At 39.3% G+C, this 21,792-nt stretch carries 15 protein-coding genes; 1 reads left to right on the top strand and 14 read right to left on the bottom strand.

Annotated features, from left to right (window positions below; translation table 11 throughout):
* Positions 1 to 183: 183 nt before the first annotated feature.
* The 13 genes from JOD18_RS20510 to JOD18_RS20570 form a co-directional block, all read right to left on the bottom strand.
* Complete coding sequence (locus tag JOD18_RS20510; protein ID WP_204670993.1) at positions 184 to 1,182, bottom strand: Gfo/Idh/MocA family protein; 999 nt, start codon at positions 1,180 to 1,182, stop codon at positions 184 to 186.
* A 298-nt stretch (positions 1,183 to 1,480) separates the two neighbouring features.
* Positions 1,481 to 3,349, bottom strand: a complete 1,869-nt coding sequence (asnB, locus tag JOD18_RS20515; protein ID WP_204670994.1) for an asparagine synthase (glutamine-hydrolyzing) — start codon at positions 3,347 to 3,349, stop codon at positions 1,481 to 1,483.
* 418 nt (positions 3,350 to 3,767) lie between these two features.
* Entirely contained in the window at positions 3,768 to 4,874 is a 1,107-nt protein-coding gene (gene ftsW / locus JOD18_RS20520; RefSeq protein ID WP_204670995.1) for a putative lipid II flippase FtsW, read from the bottom strand.
* A gap of 12 nt (positions 4,875 to 4,886) precedes the next feature.
* A complete protein-coding gene (rodA, locus tag JOD18_RS20525) occupies positions 4,887 to 6,050 on the bottom strand; it encodes a rod shape-determining protein RodA (protein WP_204670996.1) in 1,164 nt (387 codons plus the stop codon).
* Positions 6,051 to 6,059: 9 nt separating this feature from the next.
* Positions 6,060 to 6,665, bottom strand: a complete 606-nt coding sequence (locus JOD18_RS20530; protein WP_204670997.1) for a helix-turn-helix domain-containing protein — start codon at positions 6,663 to 6,665, stop codon at positions 6,060 to 6,062.
* Positions 6,666 to 7,101: 436 nt separating this feature from the next.
* Positions 7,102 to 8,127 carry a LacI family DNA-binding transcriptional regulator gene (locus JOD18_RS20535; protein WP_204670998.1) on the bottom strand — a complete coding sequence of 342 codons (1,026 nt, stop codon included), beginning with the start codon at positions 8,125 to 8,127 and terminating at the stop codon, positions 7,102 to 7,104.
* 191 nt (positions 8,128 to 8,318) lie between these two features.
* Positions 8,319 to 8,942, bottom strand: coding sequence for a YesL family protein (locus tag JOD18_RS20540; RefSeq protein ID WP_204670999.1), 624 nt, complete (start codon positions 8,940 to 8,942; stop codon positions 8,319 to 8,321).
* A 103-nt stretch (positions 8,943 to 9,045) separates the two neighbouring features.
* Positions 9,046 to 9,882 (bottom strand): carbohydrate ABC transporter permease, encoded by an 837-nt coding sequence (locus JOD18_RS20545; protein WP_204671000.1) that lies wholly within the window; start codon positions 9,880 to 9,882, stop codon positions 9,046 to 9,048.
* Entirely contained in the window at positions 9,872 to 10,741 is an 870-nt protein-coding gene (locus JOD18_RS20550; RefSeq protein ID WP_204671001.1) for a carbohydrate ABC transporter permease, read from the bottom strand. The genes JOD18_RS20545 and JOD18_RS20550 overlap by 11 nt, the downstream gene beginning before the upstream one ends.
* A gap of 117 nt (positions 10,742 to 10,858) precedes the next feature.
* A complete protein-coding gene (locus JOD18_RS20555; RefSeq protein WP_204671002.1) occupies positions 10,859 to 12,190 on the bottom strand; it encodes an ABC transporter substrate-binding protein in 1,332 nt (443 codons plus the stop codon).
* Positions 12,191 to 12,475: 285 nt separating this feature from the next.
* Positions 12,476 to 13,774, bottom strand: coding sequence for an alpha-glucosidase/alpha-galactosidase (gene melA, locus JOD18_RS20560; protein ID WP_204671003.1), 1,299 nt, complete (start codon positions 13,772 to 13,774; stop codon positions 12,476 to 12,478).
* Between the two features lie 350 nt (positions 13,775 to 14,124).
* Positions 14,125 to 15,450 carry an ABC transporter substrate-binding protein gene (locus JOD18_RS20565; RefSeq protein ID WP_204671004.1) on the bottom strand — a complete coding sequence of 442 codons (1,326 nt, stop codon included), beginning with the start codon at positions 15,448 to 15,450 and terminating at the stop codon, positions 14,125 to 14,127.
* Between the two features lie 465 nt (positions 15,451 to 15,915).
* A complete protein-coding gene (locus JOD18_RS20570; RefSeq protein WP_204671005.1) occupies positions 15,916 to 16,800 on the bottom strand; it encodes a helix-turn-helix domain-containing protein in 885 nt (294 codons plus the stop codon).
* A 183-nt stretch (positions 16,801 to 16,983) separates the two neighbouring features.
* On the opposite strand from JOD18_RS20570, the gene JOD18_RS20575 reads away from it, so the two are divergent.
* Positions 16,984 to 18,603 carry an ABC-F family ATP-binding cassette domain-containing protein gene (locus JOD18_RS20575; protein ID WP_204671006.1) on the top strand — a complete coding sequence of 540 codons (1,620 nt, stop codon included), beginning with the start codon at positions 16,984 to 16,986 and terminating at the stop codon, positions 18,601 to 18,603.
* Between the two features lie 95 nt (positions 18,604 to 18,698).
* On the opposite strand, the gene JOD18_RS20580 is transcribed toward JOD18_RS20575, so the two are convergent.
* Complete coding sequence (locus JOD18_RS20580) at positions 18,699 to 21,710, bottom strand: LamG-like jellyroll fold domain-containing protein (protein WP_204671007.1); 3,012 nt, start codon at positions 21,708 to 21,710, stop codon at positions 18,699 to 18,701.
* Positions 21,711 to 21,792 lie beyond the last annotated feature (82 nt).

Raw genomic sequence — 21,792 nt, forward strand, 5'->3', positions numbered from 1 at the left:
GACACTCTCTATACTACCAAGGGGGATTCTTTTCTGTAAAATTGATTCTACGCTCATTTCCCCTCATATTTCTTCATTACAGGAATGCTTTCTATAAGCTATTCAGAAAAACGGATAAAAAGGACACACATTTTAAGATAAGAAAAAAGCAAGTGAGCGATGCACTTGCTTTTTCTGTCTTGATTATTTATTTGTTAACTTTTCTAATACTACTCGTTCACCAGTCTCATTTGATTGAGCTGCCGCTTGGTTAATCAAGGTAAGGTTATAGAAATCTTCTTCTTTTAAACTCGGTTCTGCTGTTTTATTGATCGCATGTACCCACTGCTCCATCGGCATTGGCGCTGACACTTCATCCGTTACTTCTTCCCAGCCCTCACCTGTGCGTAAACGAACCGCTTCTTCTTCTACTAACAGTGTTCCTTGTGTTCCGTAAAGCTCTAACTGGAATGGACTGCCACTAGATAAGAAACTTGTCTCAAGAATACCAATCGCACCTGATTGATAGTCCACTAAGACCGCTGCATTATCGTCTACATCATATTTATCACCTGTTGACTGCAGTACGGCAGAAACAGAACGAGCAGGTCCTGCCAAACGGTTGGTCAAGTAAATCGGGTGAGCTCCTAAGTCAATCAGGGCTCCTCCGCCACATTGCTCTTTATCAAAGAAGTGTGCTGGCAGCCAGCCTGTGTCACTATTTTCCGAAGGCACGGCACCGTTATGGGCGAAACGACAGCGAATTGTTGTTAATGTTCCCAACTTGCCTTCATCCAATATCTTCTGAGCACGGAGATAATAGTCATCCGTTAATCTTGGCAGTGATACCATTAGTTCTACACCAGCCTCTTCAATGGCTGTTATAATTTCTTGATAATCTTCTAGTGTAATCGCTAGCACCTTTTCGGTGAAAATATGTTTCTTATATTTTGCTGCTTTCGTAATTACTTCTTTATGCATATTCGTCGGTGTATCTACTATCACACCATCAATATCTGATTGTGATAATAGTTCATCCAAATCTTGATAGAATGGTACGGATAATTCTTCTGCCCATTTCTGTCCCCGCTCTGGATCTTCATCCCATACAGCGCTTATTTGGATATCCTCATTTGCCTGTGCTTGTCGTGCATAATCATCTGCATGTACATGCCATCTACTAAGTAAAGCTACATTTACCATCTTATTTTGCACTCCTTCATTTAAATATGTATTGTTGAATTCGCTTTCTTAAAGACTAAGGTATTCCCTCTGCACTCACCTTAACAGTATATCAAATTCATTTGGTCTTGACTAATAATCTTGTTTCGTTTTTCTTATCAAATAACTAGGAGTGATCATATACCCTGCTAGATTAAGATTTATGCCAAAATATATTTTTTAAAAAATGTTTAAAAAGAAAGACCTGTGGACTTTTTCTTCAAAATACAGGAGCTGCTGTATTTTGAAGAAAGCATCATAGGCCTTTCCTATATAATAGTTACCCGACTAGCACATGGTTTGGCTTTTCGATATATTCCTTATGCCATACCATAAACATAAGGACGGTCCAAATCTTGCGGCTGTAGTCTCCCTTATCTTGACAATGCTTGTCTAATAGTTCAAGCACATATTGTTTATTAATATATTCGTCTGTTTGACTTTCATTAATTAAGGTCTTTGCCCAATCATTTAATTCATTTTTTAACCAAAGGCGAATTGGTACAGGGAAACCTAATTTCTTTCTCGTTAAGACATGATCTGGTACAATACCTTGCACCGCTTCACGCAGGATAGACTTTGTCGTATGATTAGCAATCTTCAACTCTACCGGCAGTTCACTTGCCACTCGGAAGACCTCTTTGTCCAAAAATGGTACACGAAGCTCCAATGAGTGAGCCATTGTCATCCGGTCAGCCTTTAATAAAATATCGCCACGCAGCCAAGTATGGATATCCACATACTGCATTTGATTAACTAATGGATAGTGACTAGCCTCTTCAAATAACTTAGCTGTAACATCACGGTAGGATAAAGACGCATCATATTGCTTCATTAACTTCGCCAATTCATTTCCTTCAAACATCTTAGCATTGCCAATATACCGTTCGGAAAGCGGTGTGGTTCCCCGCTCTAAGAAACTCTTTCCTTTTACCCCTTCCGGCAATACTTGAGCAACCTTACTCAATAAATGTTTAACCGGGGAAGGGATCGATTCAAACATGCTTAACGACTCTGGTTCACGGTAAATATTATAACCGCCAAATAATTCATCTGCCCCTTCTCCAGACAACACTACCTTCACTTGTTTTTGCGCTTCTCGTGCTACAAAGTACAATGGCACACAAGAAGGATCGGCTAATGGATCATCCATATGCCAAATAATATTTGGTAAATGTTCTACATACTCTTCAGGACTGACCATATAAGCTGTATTCGAAACATTTAATTTCTCGGCCGTTTCCTTCGCTACATCAATTTCGGAATAACCTTCATGCTGAAACCCAACAGAGAAGGTTTGAATCGATGGGTGAAGCTGTTTAGCAATCGATGCAATAATAGATGAATCAATTCCACCGGATAAAAAGGAACCAACTGGTACATCACTGCGCATATGCTTTTCTACCGAATCAAACAGTACATTTTGAATCCGTTCGATCCATTGTGACTTCTCCATCAATACTGGTTTGAAGGAAGCCTTCCAATAACAATGGCGCTCCATTGCTTGATGACGTCGTTTCACAAAATAGTGACCAGGCTCTAATTTAAAAATTCCTTTGGTTAACACATCTGTTTCTGGCACAAATTGAAAACTAAAATACTGTTGCAGTGCCTTTTGATTAATTGTTTCTTTTCCACGGAATAAGGAAATACTCTTTCTCTCAGAAGCACAAATCAACCGATCCTCTGTTTCTTCATAATAGAAAGGTTTGATACCAAATGGATCACGGGCACCAAATAAAGTTTCTTGCTCTTTGTCCCAAATCAAGATAGCAAACATCCCTCGTAAATACGTGAAGGCTTGCTCCTTATGTTTCGCAAACATTGCCGCAATAACTTCTGTGTCTGACTCTGTTTTAAATGTATAGCCCTCTGCGATTAACTCTTCTCGTAATTCACGGTAATTATATACCTCACCATTAAATACCATCCATATCTTCTCGTCATCATAAGTCAATGGCTGGCTGCCAGTCTCTATATCAATAATACTTAAACGGCGAAAACCAAAGAACACACCGTCTTCATTATAATACCCCTCATCATCTGGGCCACGGTGTGTAATCAAATTATTACGTTGTTTAAACTCCTCTACTTCTTGTTGTGTAAATGAATGCTCCTCATTAAGAAAAAGTCCTACAAAACCACACATACATATTCTCCTTTAAGGCAAAAAATTGGTTCTTATTAATATATATTTCTTTCCGCCTGCTTTGAAGTTCCCAGCATATACCTTAGTTCCTGTTATCGTCCATTAATACCGTTTGCCAAATACCTTATGCTTCTCCCATTAACGTTTGATATCCTGCCAGCTGTATTATAAAGGGAGCTTCTATCTCAGACTTACAAATATTTAAACATTCCACATACTTACAAGCTATTTAACTTGTAAGTATCATCAGTCTAGTACCCTTTCCTGCGTAACTAGCAATTATAGAACCTCATTCTTTTATTTATATCAAAAACCGACAGTTATAGCAAGCTTTTTTGAACCTTTTCCCAAATATTTCTTTCTTATAAAAAAGACGTGTGCATGATTTGAGGCATACGTCTAAAAACTATTTATCTAATCAACTATTTTCTTTTTTGGCATAGACAGAGATATTCAGAAGAATTCCCATGGCCGTCATGGTAATAAGTAAGGAAGAACCGCCATAACTGACAAATGGCAAAGTAATTCCCGTAATAGGCAGTAAACCTAACATTGCGCTCAAATTAATACATGCTTGCATTGTAATTTGAAAGATAATGCCGACCGCTAATAATCTTCCAAATAAATCTGGCGCATTTTTTCCAATCTGTAATCCTTTGATCAATAAAAATGCATAAAAACTGAGGACAATCAATACACCGAATAACCCTAACTCTTCTGCAATGATGGACATGATAAAATCGGTATGCGCTTCTGGCAGATAACCTAGTTTCTGTACAGATTGTCCTAAGCCAAGACCAAATACCCCACCAGTATGAATCGATATATAGGAATTAATCAACTGATAACCAGTTCCTTCTGCGTCAGCAAATGGATCGAGAAAAGAGGTAATCCGCTCTAATCGGTAGGGTGACCGGATCGCAAAAAAAACGAACGCGGCCACAGCAAGGAGCAGCAAGGACAACAAATAACGGTAAGGTATACGGGTGAAAAAGAGGAGTAAACCGCAAGAAAATAATAATAAAGTGGCGGAACCAAGATCAGGCTGCATCAGGATCAAGCCGAATACGATAACTAATACGATGAGTGGCGGCATAACCCCTTTGCCAAAATGGTGCACTAAATCCTGTTTTTTACTGTAAAAATAAGCAAAATAAAGGAGCAGTGTCATCTTTGCAATTTCAACAGGTTGGAACTGCAAACTACCGAAGCCCAGCCAACGTCTGGAAAAATTGCGTTCTATCCCAATTTGCGGCACCAGTACCAAGATAAGCAACACAAAAGTTATTAATAACAGAATCGGCGTCAATCTACCATAGATTCGATATGGTATATGTATTATCACATATAAGAATACAAGACTCATCACGCCCCAGAACAATTGCCGGTAAAAATAGTGTTCTGGATTCTCAAAGCGGATATAAGCATAAGGAAAGCTGGCACTGTAGACCATCACGATACCAAAGATGATAAACATTATTAGGATAACGAACAAACTTTTATCTATTCGCTTGATTTGTTTCAATGCTTATCCCCCTCATGCTGTGACTTCATTTTCCGAAGAGAACATGTAATCCTTCGACCTCAGATAGATACTTTGTATCAAACCTAGTGCAATCATATTGGTGATTAAGGCGCTCCCACCATAACTAATAAAAGGCAAGGCAATCCCTGTCACGGGCATTAAACCAATCGTCATTCCGATATTCTGAAAGACTTGAAAGGCTATAAGCGCAATGACCCCAACACAAATATAGACACCAAATATGTCATTTGCTTTGATAGCAATGGTAATAATCCGATAGATTAATAGAAAATACAACAGAATTAACATACTTGCGCCAATAAAGCCAAATTCCTCCCCTATTACCGCAAAAATAAAATCAGTATGTGCTTCAGGCACACGCCCACTCTGCACTTGATACCCTGAATTAAATCCTGATCCAGTTAAATGTCCAGCACCAATTCCTAGCATGGCTTGCCGCAATTGATAGCCGAAATCCATCGCATATTCGGTAGGATCTAACCAGCTATTAATCCTGCCCAATTGATGAGGCTTAAAAATAACCGAAATAATATCTTGCCGATATTGGAATAAGTAGACAAGGAGATACACCCCTGAACCAATTGCTGCTATAATCGTTCCTATCATCTTATTACTAACACTGGACATAAATAATATTGTTAGCGAAGCGACGGCAATCAGCAAGGCCGTTCCTAAATCAGGTTGTCTTAATATAAGGAAGAAAGGGATAATCACCACGACCATCACCTGTAATACAATCGGAATACTTTTTACAAAAGTAATCTTCTGCGTGCCTATCTTTTTCAAGATGGCCGCTAAATAAATTACTAAGAATATTTTCATCAGCTCAGAAGGTTGAAAATCCATAAATTTAAGATCAATCCACCTTTGCGAGCCATTCTTCTCCATCCCGAAGAAGCGAACCAACAATAGTAAGCCTATACCAAACACATATAAATAAACAGCCCACTTCTCCAGCAGTTCGTAGTCAAAACGAGCCACTACTAACATAATCAATCCACTAACCACATACCAAATCAATTGCCTCCGGGCGTAGTAAAACGAAGCACCATCTGTATATTGCCCTGTACCACTGTAGACAGCAGCCAGGCTAATCAATAATAATCCAATTAGAATCATAATCATTAAATAATCCACCATTGGTTTCTTTACCATTCAAATCCCTCACTGTTTGAAAGACAAGGACTGCATCACGTATTGAATAACTAAAGCATCATCTAAATAACCAACTGGTAACATATAATCGGGAATAAGGTCCATAGCGGTAATAAAATAAAACAGAGCACCGCCTATTAATAAAAATTCTTTCTTAGGACACTTTTTATCGATAAAGATGCTATACAATATTTTTAGTCGTTCTACAAAAGGGCCTTGTCCATTTAATTCTGATAATTTGGCCGAAAACTGTTGTGTAATCTGTTTTTGCCCATGATCAGTCTGGCTAATTTGTTGATATTCCGCTAACTTTTCTTCTATGTCAGTCAAGGTGAACGGCTTGATTGGTAATTGCATATCTTGAATAATGGCACGTACGTGTTCCAGTGAAAGGCGTTCTTTCCTCTCCGCTTTCTCTTCCTTGATTAATTCTAACAGCGGAATATCTAAAACCTGTGAAATAGATCGGAGATGACTGAGTGTAGGTTTGCGTTTGCCGCTTAAAATCCTCGAAATAGTGGAAACATTAATGTTTGTCTCCTTAGCCAGCTGTCGCATGCTCATACCCTGCTCCCGAAGTCTTGTTTGAATACTCTGTTGATACACTGCTGTCATATCTGTATCCACCTCGTTTAATTGTTTCAATCATCTTTCAAGGTTATCTGAGTGTTGACTAATTGTCAACAGCCTTTCCCAGTCGTCACAAAATATTAATAGATAATTAAAACTAAACAGCAAATTTAGTACTTTGCTGTTTAGCCAAGCAGAATATTCACTCACTTTTTATTCAAGAATACATACACAACACCTAAGGCTTCACGTATCAATTAATGACGCAAAATGAGGTAGCTGTTAAAGATATTTTGTGTAATTAATGATCAAGCAAGCGGTACTTATGATTACTCCAGGCACGGAAAAGGATGCATTCAACCACTAGAAGATTATCACAAACCTGTTAATATGTTTGTTACCTATGTATAATACTGCCTAATTTTTCTCACACAAAAAGGAGCTGTTGAACAATCAGCCCCTTCGCTGCCTACTATTTAATCTATGCCTGCCCTCCACAGCTGTCTCTAATCACCAGTTTCGTTGGCACCGTTACCTTGAGTGGAATCTGTCTTCCTTCCATGCGATCCATTAGCAGTTTAACTCCTGTTGCACCCATTAACTCAATAGGCACATGAATCGTTGTCAGTGGGCAGCTTGCAAACGCAGCCATCTCTACATCATCAAAACTAACAATTGCCACGTCTGCTGGTACTTGCAGCCCTTGTTCGCGAAGGGCGCGCAATGCTCCGATTGCCATTGGGTCACTCGCAATAAAAAATGCCTCAGGCAACTTCCCTTTGCTGATTGCCTCTTTCATTAGACGATAGCCTTCTGACATGGTGAAGTCACCAATAAATACCTGATCTTCACGATATCTGCCTTCTTGCTTCATTCGTCCCACAAACGCTTGATGACGCTCATCCATTACTACCTTTTCCCCGTAGTCTACCGTATGTTCAATCGTGTAACCACCGATAAATCCGATTTGCTGTGGATTCCTCTTCAACAGATGTGTCAATGCTAAATTCGTTGCTTTGTCAAAATCGATCATTACCGAATCATATTTATCTTCATTTGGCGAACAATCGACATAAACAAAGTGCTCCACCTTATCCTTCAATGCATAGATTAAACTTGGATCTATCTTCCCAACCAAGATTGCTCCATCTAACTGCTGGTAGATATCTGTCGGTATAGAATTATTTAACCGATATACCTCTGTTGTCTCCAACCCCATCCGTGTACATTGGTCCTCTACCCCTTTACGCAACGTAAGAAAATAAGGATCATTTAATTCCTCTTCAATCGACTGATTTACAAATATACCAATTCGATAAGGTAACTTTTTGTTCATGGTAGCCTGTTTTCGACTTTTCACGGTTTTATAGTTTAAGCTCTTAGCAACACTAATAATTCGCTCACGTGTATCACTAGTTACAGAGAGCGAACTATCATTATTCAAAACCCTTGAGACGGTAGCAGGTGAAACCCTTGCTTCTTTTGCTATATCTTTTATTGTTGCCATAACAGTTATCGCCACCTCTTCTAATAATAGATTATCCGTTTTCTTTTCTTTTGTCACGCTTTGTTAACTGCACAGCCCTGTATAAATCTCAATTAAAACAATTGCTTCAGAGGATCCTAGCAGTATATCAAAAGTAAAAGAAGCTTACTTCCTATTATTAGGAAAGGGAGTTCATCTAACATAAAGAGCGATTAATTTTCATTTAATCGCAGCATTTCTTGCTTCTCTGAAACTTTTGTAAAAACATGTAAACAAGTACGCATGATAATATACGCAGTTAAACTACCTAAGAAAAAGAAAACAGCATTCGGTAAAAACAACATCATTAACAAACTAATCCCTAAACTGATAAGCATGCCTATATTATATATCGGATGAATCAACATCAGATAAAAGGAATATTTAAATACTTCTTTTAAAGAAACCTGATAATGAACATAGACAGGGATCACATACAGCATCGCTACAGCTAAAACAATCATCACAACCATTAACGGGACCTTAATCATTTGGTGGAAACCAGTTTCGTAATAATTCATATATTGGATATTAACATAACTCAAGAAGAAAACAACAAAAAAAACTGCGCCTATCCGATTACTTTTCCAAAATTCCTGTTTATAGATATCCCAAAACATCCGGAAATCCCACTCTTGGATAGTCCCCATTAACCATTTTCTAATTATGGTAAACATCGCAACAGTTGCTGGGAAAAGGCCAAAAACAACCAGACCCGCTGCTGTAAACAACAGCCAAAGCACATTTAAGTAGGCAATTTTAGCAATCCATTCCATCACATTCATTACATTTTTCATTTAAACACCCCTAAAGAATTGATCATCCTTTGTGACTGCTATGCAGCGAAGGAGAACCTTCACTGCATATGTGAACAGACATCTTAGTCTGTATCTAAGATAATTATCCTTTAATACCTGTCAAAGTAATTCCCTCAATAATATATCGCTGGGCGAATAGGTACACCACAATTACTGGTACGACAGAGATAGTAGCACCCGCCATCATATAGGACCAGTTTGTCACATATAACCCTTTAAAGTTATTTAACAATAACGGAACCGTGAAATTTTGCGGTGACGATAAGTAAATCAAGGCATCAATAAAGTTATTATATGTTCCCATGAAAATAAAAATTGACATCGCCGCTAAGGCAGGTCGGATCAATGGCAAAATCACACTCCAGTACACCCTGATTGGATTGGCTCCATCCATAATCGCAGCTTCCTCTAATTCTCTCGGAATCCCGCGAATAAATTGACGCAATAAGAAAACCGCAAAGGCGTTAAATAATGCTCCCGGAATAATCAATGGTAAGTGTGTATCTAACCAGCTTAACTGATCCATAATTAAATACAATGGAATCATTGTTACCTGCTTAGGAATCATCATTGTTGCTAAGAATAAAATAAACAAGACGCCTGACCCTTTAAACTTCAATTTGGCAAAGGCATAGGCTGCCATAGATCCGGTAAATATTTGAGCCACCACAACAACCGCAGTGATATAAAAGCTGTTCCAATAAGCACGATCAAACGGCATCGCATTAAATGAATCGATATAATTCTGCCATACCACAGGGTTAGGAATCCAAACCGGCGGAATCGCAAATATCTGGGTCATATCCTTCAATGAACTGCCAATCGTCCACAGAAACGGAAAGACCATCAGAAAAGATCCAATGATAAGGACAATATGCAACAAAATTCTTACTGGCGATATGTTTCGTTTAGTCTTCATAGTACACCCACCTCTTCTGCAGCGAGAATTGGATTAAGGTAATGACCAGAATAGCCGCAAATAAAATCATCGCCGCCGCGGCACTCATACCAAAACGGAAATCAATAAAGGCATTCTGATAAATATGATATACCAAGGTATAGCTTGCCTTACCAGGACCACCCTGGGTTAATACAAAGGCCTGGTCAAACACTTGGAAGGAACCGATAATCGCCATTATCGTTAAGAAGAACGTCGTTGGCGACAACATTGGCAACGTGATTTTAAAAAACTGCTGGGTCTTGCTGGCTCCATCAATTTCTGCTGCTTCATAGTAGGATTTGGATATCCCCTGCAAACCAGCTAAGAAAATAACCATATTATAACCTAACTGCCACCAGATACTTAAGATTGCAATAGAGATCATCACCAAGCTTGTGTTGGTTAACCAATTCGGCCCCTCAATACCGATCATTGCCAGCACTTGGTTTAAGATACCGAGATCCCCGTTCAAAATCCACATCCAAATAACGGCAATCGAAACCGAACTCGTCACTACCGGCATAAAGAAGAATAAACGGTAAAATTCCTTCCCCTTAATCTTATTCAAAGCAACCGCTAACACTAAGGCTAAGAATAATCCTACCGGCACGGTTAATATCGTATACAGAATCGTATTATAGGTGGCCGTCCAAAAATCCGACTGCGAAAATTGGCTGACATAGTTTTGAATGCCCACAAAAGTCCGCTCACCAAAGCCGTCCCACTTCATAAAACTCAGTACAAAGGCAGAGACCAGCGGAATAATCGCAAAGGCAATTAAGCCAATTAACTGCGGGGTTAGAAAAAAGAACGCCCACTTTGCATTACCTTTTTGCATATGCTTACACCCCTTACAAGATATAATAATCATGCGTCATGACGGAAAGATCCCCCTAGACATTGTCTTCATCAGCTAGTGTAAAGAAAGGGGACGAGAATCCCGCCCCTTTTTAATTTACTCTTCACTTCGATACTCTTCAATGATCTCTGTACCGACTTGATCAATTTTTCCTATCGTTGTATCCAGATCTTCTTGTCCTAAGAATAACAAGTCTAAGAGACTATTGATCTCTTCGTCTAAACCAGGAATTGTAGTTTGTTTATCCTCTACTTGACCGATATTTCTTACATCAACCAAGTAAGAAGCATGTTCTGGGACATCCGCATTATCAATAATATCATCGGCAGCTTCTACAGATGGTACGGCATTACCGCCATCTGTTAATCGATCACGCTGTCCTTGTTCGGAAGTGTAATAAGATAAGAACTTCATCGCCTCTTCCACATTGTCAGAGTGCTCTCCAACTGCTAAATAGGCTGTTGCAATACTTGCAGTTTCTAATGTTTCCCCTGTGTTTGTCGGCCATGGAATATAATCAAATTCTAATGCCTCATTTTCACTGAACATTGGTGTTAACCATCTTCCTGCAGCCACAAAAGCCGTTTGATTCGACATAAACATCGCGTCTGGCCCTTGTCCTTCAGGGAGTGCCCCTGCATAGGTAAAGTTACCTTCTGCAATATTATCTGCAACATAGCCAAAAGCTTCTTGTGCCTTCTCATTATCAGCTAAGATCAAATTTGCGTCCTCATCGTACATCTCACCACCATTTGTCCAACTCCAACTAAAGTGGTGCAGCGCACTATTTTCTGCGACAAATCCATATTTTCCGCTTTCTGCTACTTGACGATTTAATTCAGTGAAATTATCCCAATTCCACTCACCAGCTTCATATAATTTTTGCGGCTCTGTTGGATCGATGCCTGCTTCCTCTAATACTTTTTTGTTATAGTAGATTAACATTGGATTCGAGTCCACAGCTGTACCGTAGATACCGTCTTCGTTTCGCGCAGGTCCCCAAAGCCCTTCAGCAAACTCATCCGGCTTCACATAGCTTTCATCTGACTCCAAAAACTCTGATAATTCCATCACTCGTCCTGTGGCAATTAACTGTGCCATATATTCCGCTCCAACATAGAATAAATCAGTAGCTTGGCTTCCTTGCAATTGTGTAAAGAGCTGTTGTCTGTACGTATCACCTGGCGCTGGGATTAACTCAATGGACACCTCTGGATTTTCCTCCATATAAGCGTCCAATGCTCTTTGGTATACTTCTTGTTCAGCTGGATTTCCCCATGCCGTCATCGTTAATTTTACCTCAGCGTCAGGATTTCCTCCGCTGGAACCACTATTACCGTTACCGCCACCTGAATCATTAGAACATGCTGCAAGAATTAATAAGAACATACTTAAGACAAGTAATACCAATGATTTTTTCTTCTTCATTGTTTTCTCCCCTTCACATTTAGTAAATTAAACAGATACAATTCACTTAATTCCGGAATTTTTTACTAAAAACAGGCCTTTTAATAACGTTAGTTTGATATTACCACATTATGAATGCGTTTACAATAGTTTTATTTACAAAAAGGTTACAAATAAGTTACAGAACAAAGAGTAATACATTAAATAAATTTACTAAAACAAGAAAATAATCGTACCTGCTCATACAAAAAGGACTGCCCAATTTATAAGTATGCGACAGCCCTCTATTTATCCTATTTATTTATATTATTTATACTCTGGCAGCCAATCACCATGTGCTTCGATAAGATCATCACATAGCGCAATAATATCATCCATAGATAATTCTGCAGATGTATGCGGATCTAATAGTGCAGCCTGATAGATCTTCTCTTTTTTCTGTGTTAATGCCGCTTCGATTGTTAACAGCTGTGTATTGATATTCGTTCTATTCAAAGCAGCAAGCTGTTCTGGCAAGTCGCCTACATAAGTCGGCGTCACACCGCTGGCATCTACTAAACACGGCACCTCTACTACTGCGTTTTCTGGAAGGTTACTAATTAAACGCCCTGTATTCATGACATTACCACCAATTTTGAATGGCTTATTTGTTTCCATTGCTTCGATAATGTACGAACCATATTCATGAGAACGCTCATGTGTTAAGTTCTGATCATTCACTAAATCATCACGCATCTTCTTCCAACCCTCAATTTGATTCACACAGCGGCGAGGATACTCATCCAACGGAATATTAAAGCGATCAATTAACTCAGGATATTTGCTCTTAATAAAGTATGGATGGTATTCCGCATTGTGTTCGGATGATTCCGTAATATAGTAACCGAATTTATCCATTAACTCAAAACGCACCATATCTTTGTGCTTCTCTTTTTGTTTTTCTTTCGCACGCTCCTTAATTTCTGGATAAAGATCTTCCCCATCACGAGTAATTTCTAATAACCAAGCCATATGATTAATTCCGGCAATTTTCCATTGCACATTATCGGTTGGCATTTCTAAAGATTTTAATAATTCACTGGCACAAACCTGGACACTGTGGCATAATCCTACTGTTTTAATGCCTTCTTTTAACATGATATTTGTCAGCACAGCCATCGGGTTTGTATAGTTTAAGAACCAAGCCTCCGGACAAACCTCTTTCATATCACGTGCGAATTCTTGCATAACAGGAATTGTTCTTAGATTACGGAAAATACCGCCAATTCCCAATGTATCGGCAATCGTTTGACGCAAACCATATTTCTTCGGCACTTCAAAATCAGTGATTGTACATGGATCATAACCGCCAACCTGAATCGCATTAATCACGTATTTCGCACCGCGTAATGCTTCCTTACGGTCTTGGTAGGCCTTGACCGTTACCGTAGAATTCATGCTCTTCTTCATATTATTTAACATCATTTCTGAATCATTTAAACGTTCGTGATCAATATCAAATAAAGCAAACTCAAAATCCTGTAAAGCGTCAACTGTCATACAGTCTCCTAATACATTCTTTGCAAAAACGGTACTGCCTGCACCTAGAAAAGTTATTTTGGACATTTCTTATTCCTCCTTAGAAATCGTATGAAATTGCTATTACTTATATACATGGTAATGCGCTTTCTAATCGTTTTCAATCGTAAATATTTTTGAAATAAGTAATATATTGCTCTTTAAATCAATAAATAAACTACTAGAATCTCTCATCCCCAACAAAGGGGTAGCTTTGTAATAACTAATAAATAGAGATACATAACAACTGATTTTATCTAATCAATAAACCAAAGTATTCTGCTGTTTGTTTGTTTATTTACTAAAAAAACCGGCTGCTTTTATCTATAAGCAGCCGGTTCCCCCCTAATATTAAATCTTAATAAGATAGCTAGTCATCATAATAGTTAAGCTAATACTTATTCCTCATTTTTGTACTCTTCTATAATCTGCTTCCCTACCTGATCGATTTTTTCCACAGTCGTTTCTAAATCTTGTTGACCTAAGAATAACAAATCAAGCACAGCATTTACTTGCTCATCTAAACCTGGAATCGAAGTTTGTTTATCCTCTACTTGCCCGATATTTCTAGCATCAATTAAGTAAGCAGAGTGTGCAGGGATATCAGCATTTTCCACAATATCATCTGCCGATTCTACAGATGGTACGGCATTCCCTCCATCTGTTAATCTATCTCGCTGGCCTTGTTCTGATGTGTAATAAGATAAGAATTTCAAGGCTTCCTCAATATGATCAGAATGTCCGCCTACTGCTAAATACGCGGTAGCAATAGCTACCTTTTCCGTTTGTTCACCAGTATTAGTTGGCCATGGAATATAATCGAATTCTAGGGCCTGGTTTTCACTAAACATCGGTGTATACCATCTCCCCGCAGAAACGAATGCCGTTTGATTGGACATAAACATCGCATCTGGACCCTGCCCCTCCGGCAAGGAACCTGCATACGTAAAATTGCCGGCAGCGATGTTATCACGGAGATATCCAAAAGCCTCTTGGGCTTCTTTATTCTCTGCGAAGATAAGATTACCATCCTCATCATACATCTCACCGCCATTTGTCCATATCCAGCTAAAATATCGGCCCGGTTTATTTTCTGCCACATAACCATATTTCCCACTTTCTGCAACCTGTTCACTTAAATTAGCGAAATTATCCCAATTCCATTCTCCTGCCTCAAATAGTTTCTGTGGTTCATCAGGATCAATCCCTGCCTCTTCTAGAACCTTTTTATTGTAATAGATGAGATAAGGATTAGAATCCACAGGTACACCATAAATGGTTTCTTCATTCCTTGCTGGCCCCCATAACCCTTCCGCAAATTCATTTGCCTTTACATAACTTTCATCTGAGTCTAAGAATTCATTTAATTCAACTATCCTTCCTGTTTCAATTAATTGCGCCATATATTCTGCGCCTACATAAAACAAGTCGGAAGCTTGGCTGCCTTGTAATTGAGTAAATAATTGCTGTCTATAGGTATCACTTGGTGCAGGAATTAATTCAACCGTAATATGCGGGTGTTTTTCCATATAGGCGTCTAATGCTCGTTGGTATACTTTTTGTTCTGCTGGATTTCCCCAAGCCGTCATCGTTAGTTTTACCTCTTCTTTTTTATTACTATCTTCTGTGCTCTCACTCTGATTACCAGTGTCAGACGTACATGCAGCAAATAAGAACAACATCATACCAAAAAGCAACACTATCCATACATGTTTCTTCCCCATTAATTTCTCCCCCTCCATCCTATCGAATTTTAAAATGGTATGCAGTTAGTTAATCTAAATCTATTTTATTTACTTACACCAGTCTGTTTACAAACGATTAAAGCATACCACCGCAAACTGAATGCGTTTACAACATGATATGCATAAAACGCAACTTCGTTCAGCAGGGGTTCGCCGTATAGGATGTGCTAGTGCAGACATTGCGACACGACGTCGCGAACTTAGTCCGTTTCCTCTCTCCCCTCACTGAACGTTAGTTAAACCGAACGGGCCTGTTGGAACTCCCGCTTAAAAATGACCTATTCCTTTATTTGAAGCAGGAGTGTTACAGACAGATACACTGCAATACAACTGATTACCGATCCCCATTTCAATGGCACAATAAATGAAATCCCTGATAGGAACAATAACAAAAGCCCCAGTTAAGAGATGTTTGTCTCTTACTGGGGAGGCAGCCACTGGTATCTAATCAATAAATAAACGATCCACCGGCATAACCGACGTATCCTGGCGGTAATAACTCGGTGTACTGCCAACCATTTGTTTAAAGACTTTGCTAAAATAATTACTTGACGTATAGCCCACTTCACGAGCAATCTCTTCAATACTTTTTTCTTTTATTGCCAATAAACTTAATGCATGCTGGATTCTGATTTTTGTTAAATACTGAATCGGTGTATCATTGACTGCTTTCGTAAACAAACGTGTAAAATGATACTTCGATACCCCCGATACCTCTACAATGTCATCCAGCGTTATATCCTCTTGATAATGTTTTTCCATATAATCAATCGCTTTGGTAATTGCTGGCGGAACTTGTTTCGGCTGTTGCTGGCCATATTCCAGATACTCTAAACATTCCATCAAGAAAGAATAGGCATAGGCTGAGGCTTCATAACCATGATTAATTCCTGTTGTCTCGACTTTTTCCAACGTTCGGAAAATATGCCGAATTGGACCAGCTTGACTAGGTAATTGAAACAGATGTCCATGTTTTTCCGTGATCTGACGAAATAGGTTGACCGCTTCTTTCCCGTATATCGTAAAAAAGATAAACTCCCACTGTGCAGAATTTTCTGGCAGGTAATAGCAGTGATCACTGGGAATCTGGACAAAAAAGGCATTCCCTTGTGTTATTTCATGGGTCGTTTCGCCAATTCGAATCGCCCCTTTACCATTTAACGTATATTGAAAAACAAGCCGGTCATTTTCCCCTCTATCTAGACCATTCCAACGATAGCTGGGGTTATCACGCCTTTCAAAACCAATCGCATGCAGCCCTGCCACTCGCTCTTGATAATCCCCTTTAAATCGAAAACCATATGTATTATGCTTAGAATATTGCCGCAATTAAATCCCCATCCTTTTTATTCAGACATGAACCATCAGCAGGAAAGGAAATTCCATACTGGCTGAAAGTTTTTTCTCATTGTACCATATCCATTCATAACTTAAATCTGCTGCTTAGATTGACTTCCTAACCTAAATCGCTTAAGCTTGCTTTATATATGAAATATGGAGGAATTATGATATATGTTACAAGCTACAAATGTTAGTTTACGTTTTGGAGATAAGAAGTTGTTTGAAGATGTGAATATCAAATTCACAGCAGGTAATTGTTATGGACTAATTGGGGCGAATGGAGCTGGGAAGTCTACCTTCCTCAAAATATTATCTGGTGAATTGGATCCTCAGTCAGGTCATGTATCACTTGGCAAGGATGAGCGTCTAGCGGTGTTAAAACAGGATCACTTTGCTTATGAAGAATATGAAGTGTTAACTGCGGTTATTATGGGCCATGCTCGCTTATATGAAGTAATGCAGGAAAAAGACGCCATTTATGCCAAAGGTGAATTTACAGAAGAAGACGGTATGCGTGCCGCTGAACTAGAAGGTGAGTTTGCCGAAATGAATGGCTGGGAAGCAGAATCTGATGCTGCTATCCTGTTAAAAGGGCTCGGTATCGATGAGAGCCTGCATACAAAGAAAATGGCTGAACTATCTGGATCTGATAAAGTAAAAGTTTTACTGGCACAAGCTTTATTTGGCAATCCAGATATTCTGCTGCTGGATGAGCCGACCAACCACTTAGATATTCAGGCGATTCAATGGCTGGAGGAATTTTTGATTAACTTTGAGAATACAGTGATTGTTGTTTCACACGACCGTCATTTCTTAAACAAAGTATGTACTCATATTGCAGATGTTGACTATGGTAAGATTGAATTATATGTCGGAAACTATGATTTCTGGTATGAATCCAGCCAGCTTGCCCTGCAGATGGCTAAAGATCAAAATAAGAAAAAAGAAGAGAAAATCAAAGAACTGCAAAACTTTATTGCACGCTTTAGTGCGAATGCTTCCAAATCCAAACAGGCCACCTCACGGAAGAAAATGCTTGATAATATCACCTTAGACGATATTAAGCCTTCTTCCCGCCGTTATCCATATGTTGCTTTTCAGCCTGGTCGTGATATTGGGAATGACTTATTACGTGTGGAAGGAATTTCTAAAACAATTGATGGTGTGAAGGTTTTAGATAATGTCAGTTTTACTTTGAACCCCTACGATAAAGTCGCTTTTGTCGGACCAAATGAGATCGCCAAAAGCACCTTATTTGATATCTTAATGGGCGAAATGGAGCCAGATGAGGGAAGCTTTACCTGGGGTGTGACCACTTCCCAGTCTTACTTTCCGAAGGATAATGCTGAATTTTTCGAAGGCAATGAGATGACCTTGGTGGAGTGGCTTCGCCAATACTCACCAGATGACCAGACCGAAACCTTCTTACGCGGATTTTTAGGCCGCATGCTCTTCTCTGGGGAACAAGCTTTAAAGAAAGCCAGCGTATTATCTGGTGGAGAAAAAGTAAGATGTATGTTATCGAAAATGATGTTATCCAATGCCAATGTGTTGGTGCTAGACGAACCGACGAATCACTTAGATTTGGAGTCCATTACTTCTGTCAACAACGGATTAATCAACTTTAAAGGTTCGATCTTATTCACATCACATGATCATCAGTTTATCAACAGTATTGCCAATCGCCTGATCGAGATCACACCGAACGGTATTATTGATAAAGAAATCAGTTATGATGAGTATGTGGCGGATAAGAAGCTGCAAACGCAAATACAGGGGATGTATGTTTAAATAACTAAGCCTCTCAAAAATTAAACCGCATGAAAAGGATAGGCCTATCCTTTTCATGCGGTTTATTCATTTTACAAGCAATATGCTAAATTACTTTAACCCACCGCTCTTCGCTTTCTCGCCATAAAATAAGCTGTCATTCCTGCACCAACTAAGATTATCCCCCATAACAAGAGATTATATTGATTAGTGAAAGTATCAGGCAGCTTACCTTGCTGATCCGCCTGTTCTGATGACAGATCCATCTCATCTGTCTTTGTCGTACCATTTTGGTCAGATATTTCATTGTTTTCTGTTTGCTTATTATCTCTTGGCACTTCATCACCAGGGCAATCTGCTTCTGCTAAACAGTTATTGTCCTCAGGAACCTGACCAGCTTCTGCACAGCTGTCTCCAGTCAGATTTCCATCGTTTTCTCGACAATTACTTTCTTCTGTCTTTTCCTGTTTTTCTGAACAATTAGTTTCTTCGTCTGGACAGTGATCCTTTTCTGGAAGCTCCTCTTCTTCTGAACAATTATTTGCTTCCGGACAAGTTTCTTCTTCAGCGATTTCCTCTTCCTCTAAATGATATAAAGATATCACCTCGTCTGGAGATAAAACTTGTCCATTATACACCATCACTTCATCGATTAATCCTTTAAAAGGAGCATCCCAATAGTTGACACCTAAAGCAAATTGCGACTCGTCAGCAGTGAAAACATGAGGGAAATCCTGACCGGAAAATACCACTTCCCCATTGATATAAAAAGTACCTTCTCCATCATCTACCGTCAAGGCTAGGTGTGTCCATTCATTTGGGGGTATGACATCATTTGCTTCCGCATCATACCAATCATTGTCATTGTGAACCCATACCTTTGTTACATTGTGTGCATTAGGAACGATACTGACCCAATTATTCTCTGTTCTCGTTCCGAAAAAAGTCGTTGTAAACTCCGTGATTTCTTCGGGGTTCACCCACAATGAAACGGAATATGCCGCATGATTGATCAAACCATCTGCTAATTTTAATCCGGACTGACCGTCAAATCTTGCTGCTTTGCCGACAACTCCGCCTTCAAAGGTTATTTCGCCACCCGTATTATGGATACGATCTCCTGTGACAACCGCTTCCTCTACATTCCCAGTCTTATCCTTCAAACCAGCATCAAAAGAATAATGGGCAGCTAAGCCTGCTTCCTTTTCTGCCAGCACCTTTATCTGAAAAACCACTTCTTTCGTGATTCCACCCAAAGTAATCACTGCCGTTAACTCGACTTCGGTATCCCCCATGCCAAATGCTGGTCTTGTAACGGTCCCGTCAACTGTTAGCACATCTGGATCAGAAGAATGCCAAGTAATTTGGGCTCCTTGTGTCGCAGTCACAGGCAGTAATAAATTGGAAGCAGTTTGTTCTGGAATAGTGTTCATTAATTCATTTTTTATACGATCTAGTACTTCCTGTTTATCCCTATTCTCTGCGCGGCTGCCCCAAACAACTACTCCTTCATTGGACATAGCGCTAAAGGTCATTACATAGCTTTCGGAAGTAGGATCGTATTGTTCTATAAATACACCATCATAAGTTTGATCATCAATCGTTAAGCCGACTCTGTAGTCATCATATAATTCCCATCTCCCTGAAACCGCTCCTGAAATGGTTTGATCATCATGAAGTTCTATCCATGAAGAAGAAGTTAATTCACCTGTAATCTCTTTACCGTGATTAATATATTTGTAATGTCCTGTCACATCGCCCAAAGAAACCGCCTTCATTTCCTCGCCAGTATAGTGGTATGGCATGGGGACAGGCCAACCATCCTTATTCTTAAATGTTTGATGTACGCGCACTTGATGCATTTCTCCTTGTTCTGGAAAACGTGTATGGGTAATAATAAATTCTTTACCTAGGTCTTCATCTATCAAATAAGAATTGTGACCCGGAGCCATATAGCCAGTACCAATTCCTTCGCCTGTTTCACCTAAGTCTCTCGCAAACAAGAAGTTTCCCATCATTTTATTGCCAATATTCTGATGATCATCATTACCAGGAAAATTACCTGCCCCCATATCAAAACTATCCGGAAATACTGCCTGATTTCCAGCTGCATCTTGGTATGGCCCTTGTATATGTTCGGACCGGAATTGTCTCATTTGATAACCGCCATCAGAGGCAAGTCCTCCATATGTGACATACAGGTAATAATACCCTGTTTCTTCATCATACACAGCATATGGTCCTTCCGCTGAACGCCCAAAACCTCCGGCTATTTTTGTTCCGAAGTAGCGGTCAATCATTCTCCCATCAGCAGTTTCCCCATCTGTCCCCGGATAAATAGGCAAGCCTGTCTTTTTATCTAACGGCAACACATAGATACCGCCTGACCACGAGCCATAGGTCATCCATAAATCACCATCTTCATCATAGAGGACATTGGCATCAATCGCATTTGTATATAACGCATTATTAAATTGCCCATCATCTGTAAACCAATCCGAATTCGGGTCTTCTATTACCCCATCTTCAATCAGTGTTGAGATATTGGTATTTTCCCATTGCTTATTGATATTGCTGTTATGATCATAAGCTTCTTCTTCCGTAAAACCGGAATACATGACAGTATCAACATACGCATACGGCCCTTCTATATCCCGAGACACCGCAATGCCGATGGCTGATCTAATATAAGTGGAAGATACACTATAGTAGATCATATAAGCTCCGGTTGTACCGTCTTCCCAAAGATAGTCACCATTCCAAATAATTTCTGGTGCCCAGACGGCATAACCTCCTGTACTGTCTGCATCGTCTTCTCCCGCCCATTTAAACGACTCAGCAAGGTTACTGGATAAATCACCATAGATAGGGTTATTCTCAGGTGTTTGGTATTCACTTTCTACTAAAGAGGTCCAATTAATTAAATCAGATGATTTGGCAGCAGAAATATGCGTACCAAATAGATAATAAGCATCCTTATCTACTTTAATAATAGATGGATCATGAACAGATACGCGGTCAAAATGAATAGGTTCTATATCATCTTGCTCCTCTCCAAGTGCAGTCATTGGCAGCATTAATCCAAACAACATCACCACAAATAATAATTGTCTCACTAACTTTCTCATAGATACTCCTTTCAAGTATAAATAAGTTATTGGTTATCTACTTCCCACTAAGATTCTGTAAAATTCACATCTCTTATCCCTT

This window comes from Gracilibacillus alcaliphilus, assembly GCF_016909015.1.
Lineage (GTDB): Bacteria > Bacillota > Bacilli > Bacillales > Amphibacillaceae > Gracilibacillus > Gracilibacillus alcaliphilus.